11 protein-coding genes are annotated in these 18413 nt (G+C 37.3%); 5 read left to right on the top strand and 6 right to left on the bottom strand.

All coding sequences use genetic code 11. The annotated features are described in order from the left end of the window. From ACU1LP_RS05595 to ACU1LP_RS05570, 6 genes are all read right to left on the bottom strand, one after another. Positions 1-1950: a glycoside hydrolase family 13 protein gene (locus ACU1LP_RS05595; protein ID WP_445735799.1), complete on the bottom strand. Its 1950-nt coding sequence runs from the start codon at positions 1948-1950 to the stop codon at positions 1-3. A gap of 69 nt (positions 1951-2019) precedes the next feature. After that, positions 2020-4134 (bottom strand): glycoside hydrolase family 97 protein, encoded by a 2115-nt coding sequence (locus tag ACU1LP_RS05590; RefSeq protein ID WP_445734582.1) that lies wholly within the window; start codon positions 4132-4134, stop codon positions 2020-2022. Between the two features lie 174 nt (positions 4135-4308). Further along, complete coding sequence (locus tag ACU1LP_RS05585) at positions 4309-6618, bottom strand: glycoside hydrolase family 65 protein (protein WP_445735798.1); 2310 nt, start codon at positions 6616-6618, stop codon at positions 4309-4311. Between the two features lie 170 nt (positions 6619-6788). Then, entirely contained in the window at positions 6789-7454 is a 666-nt protein-coding gene (pgmB, locus tag ACU1LP_RS05580; protein WP_445735797.1) for a beta-phosphoglucomutase, read from the bottom strand. 3 nt (positions 7455-7457) lie between these two features. Beyond that, positions 7458-8819 carry an MFS transporter gene (locus tag ACU1LP_RS05575; RefSeq protein ID WP_445731418.1) on the bottom strand — a complete coding sequence of 454 codons (1362 nt, stop codon included), beginning with the start codon at positions 8817-8819 and terminating at the stop codon, positions 7458-7460. A gap of 222 nt (positions 8820-9041) precedes the next feature. After that, positions 9042-10115 carry a LacI family DNA-binding transcriptional regulator gene (locus ACU1LP_RS05570; RefSeq protein ID WP_445735796.1) on the bottom strand — a complete coding sequence of 358 codons (1074 nt, stop codon included), beginning with the start codon at positions 10113-10115 and terminating at the stop codon, positions 9042-9044. A 415-nt stretch (positions 10116-10530) separates the two neighbouring features. On the opposite strand from ACU1LP_RS05570, the gene ACU1LP_RS05565 reads away from it, so the two are divergent. From ACU1LP_RS05565 to ACU1LP_RS05545, 5 genes are read left to right on the top strand one after another with little or no spacing between them, the layout of a single operon-like run. Then, positions 10531-13578, top strand: a complete 3048-nt coding sequence (locus ACU1LP_RS05565; RefSeq protein WP_445735795.1) for a SusC/RagA family TonB-linked outer membrane protein — start codon at positions 10531-10533, stop codon at positions 13576-13578. A 16-nt stretch (positions 13579-13594) separates the two neighbouring features. Beyond that, positions 13595-15034, top strand: coding sequence for a RagB/SusD family nutrient uptake outer membrane protein (locus tag ACU1LP_RS05560; protein WP_445735794.1), 1440 nt, complete (start codon positions 13595-13597; stop codon positions 15032-15034). 13 nt (positions 15035-15047) lie between these two features. Continuing rightward, positions 15048-15593, top strand: a complete 546-nt coding sequence (locus tag ACU1LP_RS05555) for a hypothetical protein (RefSeq protein WP_445735793.1) — start codon at positions 15048-15050, stop codon at positions 15591-15593. Positions 15594-15603: 10 nt separating this feature from the next. Beyond that, complete coding sequence (locus ACU1LP_RS05550; protein ID WP_445731439.1) at positions 15604-16395, top strand: hypothetical protein; 792 nt, start codon at positions 15604-15606, stop codon at positions 16393-16395. Positions 16396-16406: 11 nt separating this feature from the next. Beyond that, positions 16407-18371 (top strand): SusF/SusE family outer membrane protein, encoded by a 1965-nt coding sequence (locus ACU1LP_RS05545; protein ID WP_445735792.1) that lies wholly within the window; start codon positions 16407-16409, stop codon positions 18369-18371. Positions 18372-18413: the final 42 nt, after the last annotated feature.

The following is an 18413-nucleotide window of genomic DNA, read 5'->3' as shown; positions in this document are numbered from 1 at the left end:
CTAATTGGTTTTGGTGGTCAATAAGCTAATGCCTTTAGAATTCAACGTCAGCCCATCTCCCCAAACAAAAGTTTCGTTGGTTACAATATTTTTTAAGGTTTTATCTTTCAACCCCATTTCATCATACCGTTTCAAATCGATGGTTATAGGGTTATCGTTTTTATTGATTATCACAGCAACCGTTTCGCCTTCAACAACCCTAAACAACAAATAAGTACCCATAAGCGGTGCAAAATGAATGGTTTTCCCATAGTGGATGGCTTTGCTGTTTTTGCGATAGTTCAATATCTGCTTCACAAAACCTTGCATATCCTTTTGTGCGTTGTTTAAACCTTCGCCAGTAAAGGCATTTATGGTGTCGCCTACCCAACCACCCGGAAAATCGGTACGGATCAAACCATGGTCGCCCGGGTTAGCTGAATCGTTCATTAAAATTTCGGTGCCATAATATATTTGGGGAATTCGAGGTAAGGTCAATATATAGCCCAATGCTATTTTGGTATTGGCTACGTCTTCTTTTAATTGGGTAAAAATGCGGCTCATATCATGGTTGTCGGGAAAAATCATGATATCTTTTGGAGTGGCATAATGAAAATCGTTTGCCAACCCTTCATACATTTTAACCAAACCCGTGTCCCAACTTTCCCATTCGTTCAATCCATTCACAATTTGACGTTGCATGGCAAAATCCATGGGCGATTTTAAATTGGATTTATACCCATCTCTATTGTTAGCGCCTTTTTGCCAATAGCCAATGATCAATGGGTTATAGCTCCATTCCTCGCCAACAATACTGAAATTAGGGTATTGCTCCATAATGGCGCCAGCCCAATGGCTCATAAACTCCTTATCGGAATATGGATAGGTATCTTGGCGGATACCTCCTAATCCAGCAGTTTCTATCCACCAAATACTATTCTGGATGATGTATTTTGCCATAAACGGATTGCGTTGGTTTAAATCTGGCATTCCAGATACAAACCAACCATCGCTCATCTCCTCTCGGTCTATTCTAGACGAATAAATATCTTGGTTACTGGTGCGCCTGTGATTGGATGTAATGGTTGCTTTTTTATCCCAAGCATCTATATTTTCCTCATAGTTTTCCTGGTAGTTTACCCAATTTTTAAATGGCAAATCCTTCATCCACCAATGCTCTAATCCGCAGTGGTTCGCCACCTGGTCCATAATCAGTTTTAGGCCTTTTTCCCTGGCTTTACTGGCCAATTCCAGATATTCTTCCATGGTGCCAAAACGTGGATCAATTTCATAAAAATCGGTCATGGCATAACCATGGTACGAACCACTGGGCATATCGTTGGTTAACACGGGAGTTGGCCAAATGGCCGTAAACCCCATACTTTCAATGTAATCCAAATGATTTGTAATCCCTTTAATATCGCCACCATGCCTTGCATAATTATTGGTTCTGTCAATGGTTTTCTCCAATAAATTTTCGTTGATATCGTTTGAAGGATCTCCGTTGGAAAATCGATCGGGCGTAATGAGATAGATGACATCCGAACTATTAAAACCAATATAATCCTCTGCTGGTTTTTTTCTTGACTTTAGTTGGTAGGTCTGAAGCTTTTTATCGCCATTTCCAAACTTAAATACGATATTGAATTTGCCTGCTTTAGTGGTTTTTGCAATATTCAAATCGATAAATAAATAGTTGGGGCTATCTGCCTTAAGCACTTTAATAATAGAAATCCCAGCGTAATTTATTTCTGGTATGGCATTCGTTATGTTTGGGTGTTTTACCAATAATTGTAGTTCTGTGTTTTTAAAACCTACCCACCAATTGGCTGGTTCCACGCGCTCAATTTCTAGATATTCTTCCATTAAGTTACTGTTTTGAGGCTCTAAAGATGGTTGGTTTTTTCTATTATTGCAGGACACATATAAAACCGCTAACCAAACTATAAATATAGGGCTTAAGTTTTTCATTTCAATTGGTTTTAATGTATAATTGATTTATGTTTTTTTCTTCAACAAAAACCTATAACAACATCCTTATTATTTAATTTCCTTGATACTAATGGCATAACCTCCACCTGGCGCCGATACTTGGGATAATTTTGATTTGTTGGTCACCTTTATTGTTTTTATGGTATAGGCCTGCGGATTGGTTTTATAGTGCGCATCTTTGGCATCGGCATAAATGGTGGCCCTATATTTTTTGCCTTTTTCAAGGAAGTCAAATGTTATGTTTGAGGTTCTGGTATCATTACCGTTCACATTCCCAATAAACCAATTGTTAGCAGCTTTCTCTTTTCTAGCCACGGTAATGTAACGACCGGGTTCAGCTTCCAAATAAATGCTTTCGTCCCAATCGATCGCCACCTCTTTTATAAACTGAAAAGCATCCATAAACTGCTCGTAATGTTCCGGTAAATCGGCAGCCATTTGCAAGGGGCTGTACAAGGTAACATATAGTGCCAATTGATTTGCAAGGGTGCTATTTACATGGGAATTATTATTAGGACTGAACTTACTAATATCCATTTCGAAAATACCGGGTGTGTAATCCATGGGACCACCAATTAATCGAGTAAAAGGCAAGATGGTAACATGGTTGGGTTTAGAACCGCCAAAGGCCTGATACTCGGTCCCTCTTGCGGATTCATTTCCTATTAAATTGGGGTAGGTTCTGCAAATTCCCGTTGGGCGTACCGCTTCATGCGCATTGACCATGATCTTATAATCGGCCGCTTTTTCGATGGCATATTGGTAATGATTGACAATCCATTGGCTATAATGATGTTCGCCACGTGGTAAAATATCCCCAACATAACCGCTTTTAACAGCATCGTACCCATGGGCCTTCATAAATTGGTAGGCTTTATCTATATGGCGTTCATAATTTCTAACCGAGCCCGACGTTTCGTGGTGCATCACCATTTTAATGCCTTTCGATTTTGCGTAGGCATGGATCGCTTCCACATCAAAATCGGGGTAAGGCGTTAAAAAATCGAACACATAATCTTTGGATTTTCCAAACCAATCTTCCCATCCTTCGTTCCATCCTTCAACCAAAAGCGCATCAAAGCCATGTTTTGAGGCAAAATCGATATACATTTTTACCTTTTCGTTATTTGCGGCGTGGGTACCGTTTGGCTTCACTTTGGAATAATCGGTTACGCCCAATTGCACAGAAGGCAACTCATCCGTATAAGCCCACGAGCTTTTTCCTGTTATCATTTCCCACCAAACACCCATATATTTTACGGGCTTGATCCACGAAGTATCTTCAATTTTACAGGGGTCGTTTAAGTTTAAGGTCATTTTTGAAGCTAAAATGTCGCGCGCATCGTCGCTTACCATAATGGTTCGCCAAGGCGAATTTAAGGGTGCCTGCATATAGCCTTTATCGCCCATGGCATCAGGTGTTAACCACGATTCAAACACCATGTTTTTATCATCCAAATTAAGGTGCATACAAGAGTAATTGATCAATGCCGCTTCGTGAAGGTTTATATACAACCCATCATCGGTTTTCATTATTAAAGCGGTTTGTACACCAGTTTTAGAAAACTGTTCTTGAGAGGCATTGCCGGTAACCGCCTTATCAAATTTTCCACGAATTTCAGAGAGTTTAGACTCTGTATAATCGTATTCTTGGGTGTCATAATCCCCAGGGATCCAAAATGCGGTGTGGTCGCCCGTCATCGCAAACTGGGTTTTTTCTTCTTTGATCACAAAATATATCAAGTTTTTTTGAGTGGGGAATTCGTACCGAAAGCCTAATCCTTCATCAAACAGTCGGAAACGAATGATGACAATTCTATTGGTTTCACGCTGTGTTAACGTAACCGCCAATTCATTATAATGATTTCTAATGGCTTTCACTTCGCCCCAAACAGGTTTCCAAGTGTCATCAAAAGTGGTAGTTTCTGTATTTGAAATTGTAAAATCGTTTAATAGTGATTTCTTATCATCTTTCAATTCCAGACCTAAACTACTGGTTTTTATAACAGGTTTGCTTTTATAGGACAGCTGATAGGTGGGTGTGCCATCACTTTTTAGCGAAAATTGCATTGCTAATTCACCGTTTGGCGATTTCAACTCTTGCGCACCAACAACATTGTGGGCTAAAAGCAAAAGGGTTAGGACACTTACAAATGACTTCATTTTTTTGTTTTTTTAATTTAGTAATATGGACCCCTCCGCCTATCGGCATACCGAAAACTCGGTACAAGCTCTCCCCTTAAAAATAGGAGGACTTATTGAGGGGCTATTTTTTATTGATTTGAGCTCAATTCAATTTTGTTTTTTAAGTTAATGTTTTTAATGGAATTCTTCTGATTAGATTAACGTTTGCATGCGCTTTTTTTGAAGCAGCACCCTTTTGTTATCCACATTAATTTCCAATTCTGTATCACTTTCCAATTCAAAAGTTGTTTGTTTTTGGTTAACAGTCACTTTTAAAATATGGTTTCTAAAATTAATTTTAAACGAATAGCTTTCCCATTGTTTGGGTATTTTTGGTGTGAACGATAATCTATTATTTTTAACGCGCATCCCACCGAAACCTTCCACAATGCTCATCCACGTGCCTGCCATGGAAGTAATGTGCAAACCTTCGTGTACTTCGTGGTTGTAATCGTCCAAATCCAATCGGGAGGTTCTTAAATAAAAGGTGTACGCTTGTTCCATTCTGCCCAGTTTTGCCGCTTGGATACTGTGCACACAAGGCGACAAAGAACTTTCATGAACCGTAAAGGGTTCGTAAAAATCGAAATGGCGCTCCAATTCCCCATTGGAAAAATCATCTTCAAAAAAGTAGAATCCTTGTAAAGTATCGGCTTGTTTAATATAGGGCGAACGCAAAATACGATCCCAGCTCCATTTTTGGTTGATGGGGCGTTGTGCCGTATCTAAATGGGCAACCGGTATTAATTCTTTATCCAAAAAACCATCCTGTTGCAAATACAGTTGATGCTTTTCAGAATATGGGAAATACATGTTGTCCGCTACAGCTTTCCATTCATTTATTTCTGAATTGGACAGCTTCACTTTATTTATGATCCGGGTATGATCGGATGGATATTCCGATTCCATCTTCATAACATTTTCTATGGCATATTGAATGCACCACTTTGCCAGATAATTGGTATAGAAATTATTGTTGACGTTGTTTTCATATTCATTTGGTCCCGTAACCCCTAAAATAACATATTTGTTTTTGTGGGTTGAAAACGTAGCGCGCTGTTGCCAAAATCGGGCAATCCCAATTAAAACCTCCAATCCTTTTTCGGGGATATAACTATAATCATCCGTATAGCGGTGGTAGTTATAAATAGCGAATGCAATGGCGCCATTTCTATGGATTTCCTCAAAGGTAATTTCCCATTCGTTATGGCATTCTTCCCCATTCATAGTAACCATAGGGTATAAAGCAGCTCCGTTTTTAAAACCCAATTTTGCGGCATTTTCAATGGCTTTTTCCAAATGATTGTACCGGTATTCCAAAAGTTTTTTGGCTACGTGTTCACCTTTGGTTGCCATATAAAACGGGATGCAATAGGCTTCGGTATCCCAATAGGTACTGCCGCCATATTTTTCGCCCGTAAATCCTTTCGGCCCTATATTTAAACGGGAATCTTTTCCTAAATACGTTTGATTTAACTGAAAAATGTTGAATCGAATGCCTTGTTGTGCTTTTACATCGCCCTGAATGGCAATATCTGCCAGGTCCCAAATATTTGCCCAAGCTTGTTTCTGGGTTTCCAATAAGCCATCAAACCCTAAATCGGTAGCGGTTTTCAAGGCTTTTTTTGCTGCGGAAACCAATTGGGTCTTATCGTGGTTTCTATCCACAGTATAACCACCGAATTTATGGATGGTAAAGACGTCCCCTTTTTTAACTTCTTGTGAATAACTGAAAGCCACAAAATTTTCATCTGTTTGTCTGCTTGGATTTATTGAAACCGCTTTATTATTCAAAAATACTTCAGACTCCATAAAAGTACAGGTGTAAAAATCTGTTTTCATGGTTTTGGCTTGAATAAACGCTTGACGGTTTTCGTGCTTTACCTCCAAGGTATCCCAAAATTTATCATCCCAATTGCTATCCTTATTGGTAATGGCACTATTTAAATACGGTTGAAAAATGATGTTTACATTATTATTTATTGGTTTAACACTGTATTGAATCGCACCAATTTCATCAAACTCCAAACTTAAAAATCGTTTGGTTTCTACTTCAATGTGAATATCATTTTGAAGGGTAGCCGAAAAACTTCGGGCCAACCAACCTTCTTGCATGTTGAGTTCCCTTCTAAAATTTTCCACTTTTTTACATGCGGACAGATCGAGTTGTTCGCCATCAACGGATACGTTAATTCCTATCCAACTGGGAGCGTTCAATACTTTGGCAAAATATTCGGGATAGCCATTTTTCCACCACCCCACACGGGTTTTGTCTGGGTAATAAACCCCGGCAATATAACTGCCTTGAAAGGATTTGCCAGAATACTGTTCTTCAAAATTGGCACGCTGCCCCATGGCACCATTACCAATGCTAAATAAACTTTCGGAAGATTCAATGCGCGATGCACTAAAGCCTTCTTCTATGATGGACCAATTATCTGGTATGATATAATCTTGATTCATATTTTTTTTTGAGATAAAAGAGAATAGACAAAAGAGTATAGAAAACAGACCGCTTCGCTCAAAGACAAAACACAACGTCTATCCTCTATGTTCTATGTTCTATTCTCTATATTCTATTCTCTTTATTCTTTGTTCTATGTTCTATGTTCTATTCTCTTAATACTTAATACTTAATACTTTGTACTATCCAGCAATTCATATAAAAACGCTTCAGAAATTTCAGTAAAATCATTAAAAACAAAATCCGCTTCACTAAGTGTTTCTTTGTCGCCTATGCCTATGGCGGTCATGTTGGCTATTTTAGCGGCTTCCACACCAGCAATGGCATCTTCAAAAACAATGCAATTTTCGGGTGGTAAGTGTAGCTTATGGGCCCCTATTAAAAACACTTCGGGATCTGGTTTTGCTTTAGAAACCGCATTGCCATCCACAATTCCAAAAAAACGATGGTGTAAGTTTATTTGTTTTAAAATCAATTCGGCATTTTTACTGGCAGAGCCCAAAACATAATGGATGTTGTTTTCATCTAAAAAATCCAAAACCGTTAACACACCCGGAAGGATTTCATCGGCACCCATTTTCTCAATATAGCCTAAGTAATCTTTGTTTTTACTTATTAATTTTTTTTGTTTTTCATTGTCGGATAGGGTGACCTTTCCAATATCCAATAAAATTTCCAACGAGCGTGTTCTACTAACACCTTTTAATAGCTCGTTATGCGCCTTGGTAAATTCAAAACCCAAAGCATCCGCTATTTTTTTCCATGCGAGGTAATGGTACTTAGCGGTATCTACAATGACCCCGTCGAGGTCGAATATGATTCCTTTATCGTTCATTTATTATGATTGTATCACGTCATCAACATCCTTTACTTTGTACACTAAAGCTGCTGCAATAAGAAAACTTAAGCCACTTAACATTAAAGCGAAGATGGCTTGGTTGTTATATGCATATCTAACCAGTGGGCCACCAATTAATGCATTGATTATTTGTGGAATGACAATAAAGAAATTGAAAATCCCCATATAAACGCCCATCTTTTTAGGAGAGATGGACCCTGCCAAAATAGCGTAAGGCATCGCCAAAATACTGGCCCAAGCAATGCCCACCCCTATCATGGATACAATTAACCAGTTTTTATCTGGCATGATGTAAATTGAGAGCAGCCCAACACCTCCAATAATCAACGACATGGCATGGGTTTTTTTACGTCCCATTTTTTTGGCAATGTACGGTAACGCAAAAGCGTAAAGCGCAGAAATTAAATTGTACACCCCAAAAAGGATCCCAATCCAATCGCCCGCATCTTGGTAGGAAGGACTTTGGCTATCTGTATAAGGTAGCCCATAAATATGCTGTGCGATGGCTGGGGTTGCAAATACCCACATGCCAAACAAACCAAACCATGAAAAAAATTGTACCCAGCTTAACTGGCGCATGGTAGTTGGCATTTTTTTGAAGTCCTCAAAAATATCCCATAAACTGGATTCTTTAACTTCTTCATCATTTTGAATCGCTTCCAAATGCGCTTTTTCGTCTTCAAAACTTTCTAATTCTTCTGGGGTGTATTCCTTTGTTGTTAAAACCGTTACCAAAATAGAAGCTATTAAAACAATAGCTCCAATTATAAATGATAGAATTAAATTTAGAGGGACCGTTCCCTGCGATGTTTGATTGGAAATACCAAACCAATGCGTTAAAACATAAGGCAACCAAGAACCAATAACGGCCCCAAAACCTATGAGTGCCGTTTGCACACTGAAACCTAAGGTGCGTTGGTCTGTCCTAAGATTATCGCCCACCAAAGCCCGAAAAGGTTCCATGGCAATGTTAAAGGACGCATCCATAATCATGAGCATGCCGGCACCTACCCAAAGCGCAGGTAAAAATGCAATAAAAATGTCTGCTTGTGGCATCAGCACCAAACCGATCGATGCCAAAATAGCGCCTGCCAAAAAATAGGGTTTTCTTCGTCCAAAGCGCCCCCAAGTTTTATCGCTATAATGACCTATTATAGGCTGCACGATCAAGCCCATTAAGGGTGCAATGATCCAAAACCACGATAGCTCGTGAACGTCGGCCCCGAAAATTTGGAGTATTCTGCTCGCATTGGCATTTTGTAGGGCAAAACCCATCTGAATTCCCAGGAACCCAAAACTCATGTTCCAGATTTGCCAGAAACCCAATCTACGCTTTTCCATTAAATAGTATATGTTAAATGAATACTATTTGATAAGCGGTAAACTTATCAAAACTTATTTCTGAGAAGTGAAAATATTAGTTTTGATTTGAGCAAAGATATATAAAAGATTTTTACACTTCCAAACTTTTTTATAAAAGGAGCGTATATTGTTCGGTGTTAAGGCGTATGTTGTTAAGTTGTTTGGTGTTAAGGAGTGAGACTGAGAACTGAGACTGAAGACTCATTTAGTGGAGTCTCTTTCTATCAATTCGGTTTCAATGATGACGGTTTTAAAATGCTCTTCACGCTCATTTTCCTCAATATATTCGCCATTTTCCTCGTCTTCAAGCTCCAATCTGTCAATTAATAAATCGGCTGCTTTTTCACCCATTTTTTGACCATGCTGGCTTACCGTTGTTAAACTTGGCGTGGCATGTTTTGACAAAACGCCATCGGTAAAACCAATCACTTGAACATCATCGGGAATGCTAAGCCCCAACTTACGTGCCGCTTTCATGGCGGTTACCGCATACAACTCGTTAACCGCAAAAACACCATCAATTTTTTTGTTGCTCCTAAAAAATTGTTCGATTTCATTTTCCAAAGCTTCAAAGTGGCCTTCAACATCCAAAGCATCATCAATCTTTAAAATTAAGTTGGCGTCCACCCTTATATTTCCATCTTCTAAAGCCTCTAAATATCCTTGGGTTCTAAGCCTTCCCACACTTACATAATCCATAGTGGTTATCAATGCGATGTTTTTACAACCTGTTGCTATTAATTTTTCCACAGCTTTTACTGCGCCTTTAAAATCATCAACAATTACTTTGTCGCAATTCACTTCACTAACAACCCTATCAAATAAAACAATAGGCATCCCTTGATTGATAGTGGCATTAAAATGGTGATAATCCTGTTTTAACAAAGTTTCCTTTGAAATTGATAAAATAAACCCGTCTATACTGCCATTGGCTAGCATTTCCATGTTTATTATTTCTTTGGTGAACGACTCATTTGACAACCCAACAATTACATTGTACCCGCGTTTATTGGCCACCAACTCAATACCCCTAATAACAGTTGAAAAGAAATGATGTACAATTTCCGGTATTAAAATCCCAATGGTTTTGGTCTTTCTGTTTTTTAAACTAAGTGCTATATTGTTGGGCCTGTAATTGTACAATTTTGCGAACGCTTGAATTTTTTGTTTGGTATCCTCGCTAATTTCTTTGCTGCCACTCAATGCCTTAGATACCGTTGAAATGGAAACATCCAATTCTCTTGCTATTTGCTTTAAAGTGATTTTTCTTTTCATTTTGTAGTTGATTATTGATTTTTAACAGGCATACGCCATGTGCCTTCTCCATTGGTATTTGCAACCAATTCTCGCCCATGCCCACATCGTGCCAAAATTTAGTTTATTAATTATGGAAGACTTTAAATATAATGATCTTTATCTAGATAAACAGGTAAATTTTTAATTCTCTGTTAAACAGACTTTTTTAATTCCCTGTATTTCTATAGAATTAAATCTCAATCGATTGCGCAACGCGCCGCATATTATTGATTTGTCAAAAATACACCTGTTTTGTACAAAGTTGTCAACACGAAAACGTTTTCGTTGTGAATTTCGTAATTTAAGGTTGCTGGTTTACATTAAATTTACATAAATTTGACATGAGAAGTGAAAATATAATAAACTAAACAAAACATTAATTTAACAAAATTATATGAAAACAACTTTAAACAGTTTACTGTTTTTTATGCTTTTGGCTCCCGTAATTTTATTTGGGCAAACAACGCTAAAAGGAATAGTAACAGAACAATCGACTTCAATTCCACTACCTGGTGTAAATGTTGTTATTAAAAACACCACCACGGGTACGGCCACAGATTTTGATGGTAATTATCAAATTGAAGCTAAAAAAGGAGACGTTATAGTATTTACTTATGTTGGTTACCAACCAAAAGAACTCACTTATAATGGTCAGGCTACTTTAAATGTGCAGATGGTTGATGATACAGCCCAATTAGATGAGGTTGTGATCATTGGTTATGGGGTACAGAAGAAAAGTAAAATTCTTGGAAATGCTGTACGAGTAAATGGTGAGGATTTAAAAGACAACCCCGTATCTTCTATTGATGCCGCCTTACAAGGAAAAGCAGCTGGGGTACAGGTAATTCAGGGTTCTGGATTAGCGGGTTCATCCAATGTGGTTAGAATTAGAGGTATTTCTTCTATCTCTGCAGGGGGCGACCCTCTATATGTTGTAGATGGGATACCTATTACACAAGATTATTTTCTACAAGGAGATTCGAACGGACAAAACAATAACCCACTAGCTTCTTTGAACCAAAATGATATCGAGAGCATAGAAGTTTTAAAAGATGCCGCGGCAGCTGGGATTTATGGTTCTCGTGGAGCGAATGGTGTTATTTTAATTAAAACCAAAAGGGGCAAGGAAGGGTTGAAATTCTCATATACAGGCAGTGTTACCACATCTGACCCAACTTACAAACCAAAAGTATTGAATAATAAGCAATTGTTGCAAGTATATCAAGAAGCTTGGGAAAATGATGGGAATGTTGGCTTAGTGCCTTTACCAGGAAATACATCTTGGGAAGATGCCTTAAATACAAACACCGATTGGGTAGATTTAGTGACCAAAACAGGAATATCAAACAGACATAGTTTTTCTGTGAATTATGGCACTGAAAAATTAAAAATGTATGCTAACGTGTCGTATGATGATACGGAGTCTTTCATTAAAAATGATGAATACAAAAGGTTAAGTGGGCGTTTTAATTTAGATTATCAGTTACTTAAAAACCTAAAAATCGGACTTAACTCATCGTTAACCCGAGGTGTTTACGATAAGGTAAATATTAACGATACTTGGAGAAATGCCCAAAGTTTCACTTTACCTTTTTATTCGCCTTATAAATCGAATGGAGATATTGACAATTCGTTCAGTAATCCATTAGAAGAATTACTATATAGAGATAGAAGATCTGAAGAAATGAGATCTATAAATTCAATTGCGATAGACTACCAACCTATAAAAAATTTATACCTTAGAGGAACAGGGTCTTTAGACTATATGGATTTTAGAGATTTTTACTGGCAATCTTTAGAAGTCGGAAGAATTAGTGGAACACCAGAAGCAGAACGAAATACGTTTGCATCTGCAAATCCATTTTTTGTAATTAACTACAACACAAACTTTACAGCATCCTATTTATGGGATGTTAACGAAAAAAACTCTTTTAACTTCTTACTGGGTACAGAATACCAACGTAGTGAAAAATTGTTATATAAATTCGGAAACCCACAAGGTTATATTAATAGCCCCGTTCCACTTTATGAATCGGATGCACCGGATTACACACGAGAAAGCACAGGTAAATCAGCCTATTCCTTTGCTTCTTATTTTGGACGTGTGAGCTATTCATTTAACAATGCGTTGGATTTAATGGTGCTGGCAAGGTTAGATGGCTCCTCTCGCTTTGGAGAAAATAATAGATACGGATTTTTTCCAACAGTTTCGGCTGCGTATAATTTTTCTAAGCATGGTCTTATAGCAAATAGCAATACCATAAGTCTATTAAAAATTAAAACATCTTACGGTATTACTGGTAACTCTGAAATAGGTAATGATTCAAGATTTGGCGCCTATAGTATCCCAAACTCTGGAACTGATTATTTAGGGAATCCTTATAAATCCATTATCAGACTGGACAATCCAGATTTAAAATGGGAAACAGCTCAAACGGTAGATTTCGGAATTGAACTAAACCTTTTCAAAAATCGCCTTGAAACGGAAATTTCGGGATATTACAAGAAATCTAAAGATGTATTATTGGATTTATTCCAAATCCCGTCATCAGGATTTGGCGAGAGTTTATGGATAAATGCTGCCGAAATTGAAAACAAGGGTATTGAATTTAATATGACTTCAAAAAATATTGTCAGCAATAATTTTTCTTGGACAACAACCTTCAATATAGCACACAATGCCAATAAATTGATTAGCTTGGGAGGTGTTAGTCCAGATTTATTAGAAGGTGGATTTAATGATACCCGAGTTATAGAAGGTCAGCCAATTGGAACTAATTATTTGGTTCGTTTTGCAAGAGTGGATACTACGGATGGTTTGCCAATTTTCTTGGATAAAGCAGGCAACGAAACCAAAACCTTCGATTTAGCCAATAGAGTTTCAGCAGGTTCTGTTATTCCGAACGCAACAGGCGGGTTTGCTAATAAATTCAAATACAAAAACTGGGGCTTGGATACAGATTTTGTATTCACCATTGGAGGTAATATTTACGACAGTTTTGCAAAACGTGCTTTAGGTACATTTATTGATGGAAATAATTCATCAAACGTGAGAACAGATATTTATGATAGATGGCGAAACCCTGGCGACGTTACAGACCAACCTAGACTGTTTTACGATTATAATGAAGTTAGAGGCCTTTCAGGTGTGTGGCAGTACAACCACACTGGCTTTTTGTACGATGCGTCTTATTTAAGATTAAGAAACGTTACGCTAAACTATACATTGCCAGCCGAGTTTTTAAAAGGCACCGGCATAAGCTCATTAAAATTTGCTTTAACTGGTTCTAACTTATTTACTTGGACCAAATTTCCTGGTGGAGATCCAGAAATTGCGAGAGATTTTCAATTTCAAAGAGATAGAAACTTATCGCCAAATGTGTCGTACTTAAGCATTCCACAGGCAAAATCATTCACATTTAACATTAATGCAACTTTTTAAAATGGAAACGATGAAAATGAATTTAAAATTAATATTAGCGTTGTTTTTCTCTATATCTTTATTTGTTTCTTGTGATTTAGAAGAACTTCCTCAAAATGTAGACATAGTTGGCCCTACCAATTTGGCCGATTTAGAAGCCTTATTAAACGCAGGATATAATGATTTAGGTTGGCCTTTAGGCGGAAACGCTCAACTTTACGCCGAAATTAATGGCGATAATATTTCTGGGCCTGTTGGGATTAATTCCGACGAAACCGAAATTTATAACAGAAGCACCTCATTCTTTAATAATACCATTAGAGATAATATGTACCGAGGATTTTATAGAATTGTACTAGATGCTAATGTGGTGTTAGGGCAAATCGAAAATAATCTGGACGCATTGGGGCTATCTGCAACCGATGCCAGAGTAAAAGAAATAAAAGGAGAAGCCCTTCTTTTGAGAAGTATAGCACTCTTTGAAGTTTCAAGATTCATGTCGCAATCACCTGGTTATAGTGCAGATAATTCACATTTGGGCATTCAATATATTACTTCGGTTAACAATGCCATTGGTCAAAAAAGAGAGACGGTAGCACAGAATTACGGGAATTTAATTAGCGATTTGAAAGAGGCTGAAAGTTTATTGAATACAACTAATACCAAAAATCAGTACTATGCTAACAAGGCAGCAGCACAAGCTTATTTAGCTAAAGTGTTTTTCCAGGCAGGATTTGGACCTAATATTGACACGGCTGGATCAAATTATGAACAAGCGTTCAGTTATGCAAATAGTGCCTTAACAAATACGTCTGCCATTTTTGATGTGAATTTATATCAAGGTGGTGCTACGGGAACTGAAAGGTTTGCCGGTAACCTTGTAGTTAATGATAATACCGAGACACCAAATGTGGAAACAATTTTCGGAATTGTTTCAGAAACTACGGCAAACAGTAAAGGCGGAACTTTTGGCAGGTATAGAACCGATTTAGCAGTTACCAATACAACCATTAGAATCATGCAAGATCTATACAACACTGTTCCATCAACAGATAAAAGAAAAGCATTACTTACGGAAGTTGATGGGGAATATTTTCTTAAAAAGTTTGACAAAGGAATTTTGCACATACCATTGGCGCATTATACAGAATTACTTTTAATCAGAGCCGAAGCAGCTGCTGAAACCAGTAAACTTCCTCAAGCAGAAACTGATATTAATTTAATTTTAAACCGAGCTGGATTGTCAACAATTAGTGGGCTTTCTAAAGTACAATTGATTACATTAGTAAGAGAGCAAAGACGTATCGAATTACTTGGTGAAGGAAACAGAATTAACGACTTAAAAAGAATTGGTGTAAATGAAACATCTCTCACCATAAGAAACGCACCCTGGAATTGCAATGGCATGGTGTTTCAATTTCCAGCAACTGAAGTATTTACAGGATTTATTCAAAACCCAACAGGTGGTTGTAACTAAAAAAAATAACACTATGAAATTAATTAAATACAGCTTTTTATTAAGCATATTAGTCATGTTCACCCAATGTAGTCCAGATAATGAAGGTACGTTTGGTGATACTGTAAATAGAAGCGAGCAAATAATGGGCACTTGGGCCATAGAAAGCGCTAGTCAAATAGATTTAGATGCTGAAAAGAAAAGTTTCCCAGACTTTGCGACCAAAATAGATATTACCAACGCTATCGCTGGTATGCCATTTTCAGATTTTACTTTGAAAATAGATAATAGTGCTTTAACAACTACTATTGGAAATTCTCCAATGGGGTATGTTATATCTGGAGGTACTGGAACTTGGTCTTGGATAAACAGTGACATGATTAATCTGGTTAACAGAGAATTAGGAATAAATGCATCATCTGGTATAAAAACTCAAATTAACGGTAAAAATGTTATCTTTTACATGAGAACGTATTCTGGAATTTCTGGAGATGCACCTAAATTATCTTTGAATTACGAACGATTGGATGCTGATAACAATGCCGTTACCAGATACGAATACATATTAGCTAAACAATAAAAACTGAATTATGAAAAATATATTATTTAGTATTTTCTTCTTATCCATACTAACCGTTCAAGCTCAAAACCCCGTAGTTACAGGAAATCCTGCAAGTTATACTGTTATTGATGAAAACATTGAAATAATTTTCAATGTAGCGGGCGCAAAGGATAAAGACGGAAATTCATTAGAAGGTAAAGATCTGTATATCTGGAGTTTTTCCAGTGCGGGCGATGCCAAAACAAATGGTTCTTGGACCAACATAAAAGCAGCAGCTAGATTGGCCAAAGTAAGCAATACAGAGTATCGGCTTAAATTCCCTATCGTTGATGGCAGCAATACCTATAAAACCTTGGCAGAATTATATGGTGCAGAAGCAGCTCCAGGATCTATAACAACCATTGGATATTTGCTAAGAGATAAAGCTCCTACATTCCAAACAGGTGATTTAACCATACCGTTTTCGCCTTTTAAGTTTATTCCAGATGAGGTAAGAACATTCCCATCGGCAGCGACAACCAAAGATGTTGTTACACTTCGCTTTAATAAAAACTTTACGGGTTTAACTAATCCTGCTATGGCGGGTGCGCAAAATATACGTGTAAATATAGGGCCAACAGTAGATCCATTATTAGCGATTGAAATGCCGACAACTTTTAGTGGGCTATACTACCAAGCATCCATAATACCTGCCGCTAGTTTTCCTAGTTTGTATAACTCAGGAAATTTAGTGGAATTACAGTATTATTTTTATGATGCCGATAATCCAACAATAAAATCTGCAACGGGGACCATTCGTTTAAGAGCAGCCAGTAATTAAAATTATATATTATGAAAAATATACTTTACAAAATATCAATAATTCTATTAGCGCTTTTTGTATCATGTACAGAAGACGTGGAATTTAGCTCTGATACCGAAGCTTTAAATGGTTTTAGCATTTTAGAAAGTACCGTTTCGAGCTATGTGTTAAATTCTGGAACACCAGAAAAAACTATAGAACTAACTTGGAAAACGGCCATACCAGGTGTTTCAAAAACGCCAACATATAAAGTCCTTTTCTTTAAAGCCGGATCTGACACTCCAGAGTTTGTGAGTTTTCCATCTAATAATGATGGTAAAGACAATAAGTTAACGGTGTCTTTTGCAACCATTGATGAAGCACTAAAAGCAGCAGGTTATGCTGTTGGTGAAACGGCTGAATTGCAATGGCAAGTAATTGCGACCAATGGAGATGTTGAGGTAATGACAAGTAAGAATAACATTGAATTTGTTAGGTTCTCAAACAATGGTATTAAAAATTTCAACTTATTGTTACCTAGCAATAACAACATTATAAAAGCAGACATTTATGCTGACCCGAATGGAGAAGTTGCTTTTTCATGGGAACCAGCTACTACAACTTCTGGAAGCGGAACCATTGAGTACACCTTGTTGTTTGATGAATTAGGAGGCGACTTTTCGGACCCTTTAAAATCGTTTCCAGTTCCTTCAGGAACTTCTTTCACAATGACGAATGCTCAAATAGGGCAAGAATTTGCAAATAACAAAAATGTTATTTGGACCGTAAAAGCTAAAATTAGCAATGGTGTTTCAGAATTAAAAGCAGAAAAAAAATATTTGAACTGGGATATTTTTGTTATCAACAAATTATACTTAGTTGGAAGTCATGTTGGATGGAACAGCTCAAACGCCAACGCTTTTAAAAGTAATGGAAACGGCGGTTTTGAAATACGAATAGATTTATCGGCAAATGATGAATTTAAATTTCTACCAACTCTAGGTACTTTTGATGGCGATTGGGGCGAAGACCCAAGCAATCCTGGTAAAATAGTTCAAAATGGCGAGCAAAACATGAAAGTTACAAGTGCAGGAACTTATGTTATTACTGTAGATTTCCCAACACTATCCGTTACCGTTAAAGAATTTAAAGCACCAGACAATTTATATATGGTCGGCTCTATTAATGGCTGGAACAATGGAACTGCTAAACCGTTTTATAATGATGGGGATGGCGTGTTTTCTTTAACTTACGACTTTAATGCTAATGACGAATTTAAGTTTTTGCAAACATTAGGAACTTATGATGGCGATTGGGGCGAAAATCCTACCAAAGCCGGAGGTTTAGTCCAGGATGGAGAAAATAATGTCAAAATAACGACTACTGGAAAATATGTTGTGGTGGTTAACTTTAACACCATGAGCATAAAAGTAGCTCCTATTAATAATTTATATTCGGTAGGTGCTCATAACGGATGGAATAGTGGCGATGCTTCTCAAAAATTTAATACAACAGGCAATGGTGTATTTGTAAGAGTTCAAACTTTTGAAGCAGGTGCAGAATTCAAATTTTTACCAACAACTGGTACTTTTGATGGCGATTGGGGGAAAAACCCTGATAAGGCAGGGAAATTAGTCCAAGACGGTGAAAGTAATATTCCCGTTGCAACGGCAGGTACTTATATGATTAATGTTGATTTTAATACACTGTCTTACACGGTTACACAAATACCCGATAACTTGTTTTTAGTAGGTTCTCCTGTTGGATGGAACCCAGGTAATGCTATTCCTTTTACTAAATTATCTCAAGGGGTTTTTGAACTTTCAACAGCATTGACTGCATCCGATGAATTTAAGTTTTTACCCACTTTGGGGACTTTTGATAACGATTGGGGCGAAAGCTCTAAATATCCAGGCATATTAGTAAGAGATGGTGAGAATAACTTGAAATCTCCTGGATCTGGTACTTATAAAATTACTGTTGACTTTAATAAAGGGACGGTAGTGGTTCAATAAAATATTTATACAATGATTAAAAGAGGCTGTCTGAAAAGTTAA

Source organism: Mariniflexile sp., from assembly GCF_052728615.1.
The sequence above is the reverse complement of the archived record's forward strand: the minus strand, read 5'-3'. Positions and strand labels throughout refer to the sequence as shown.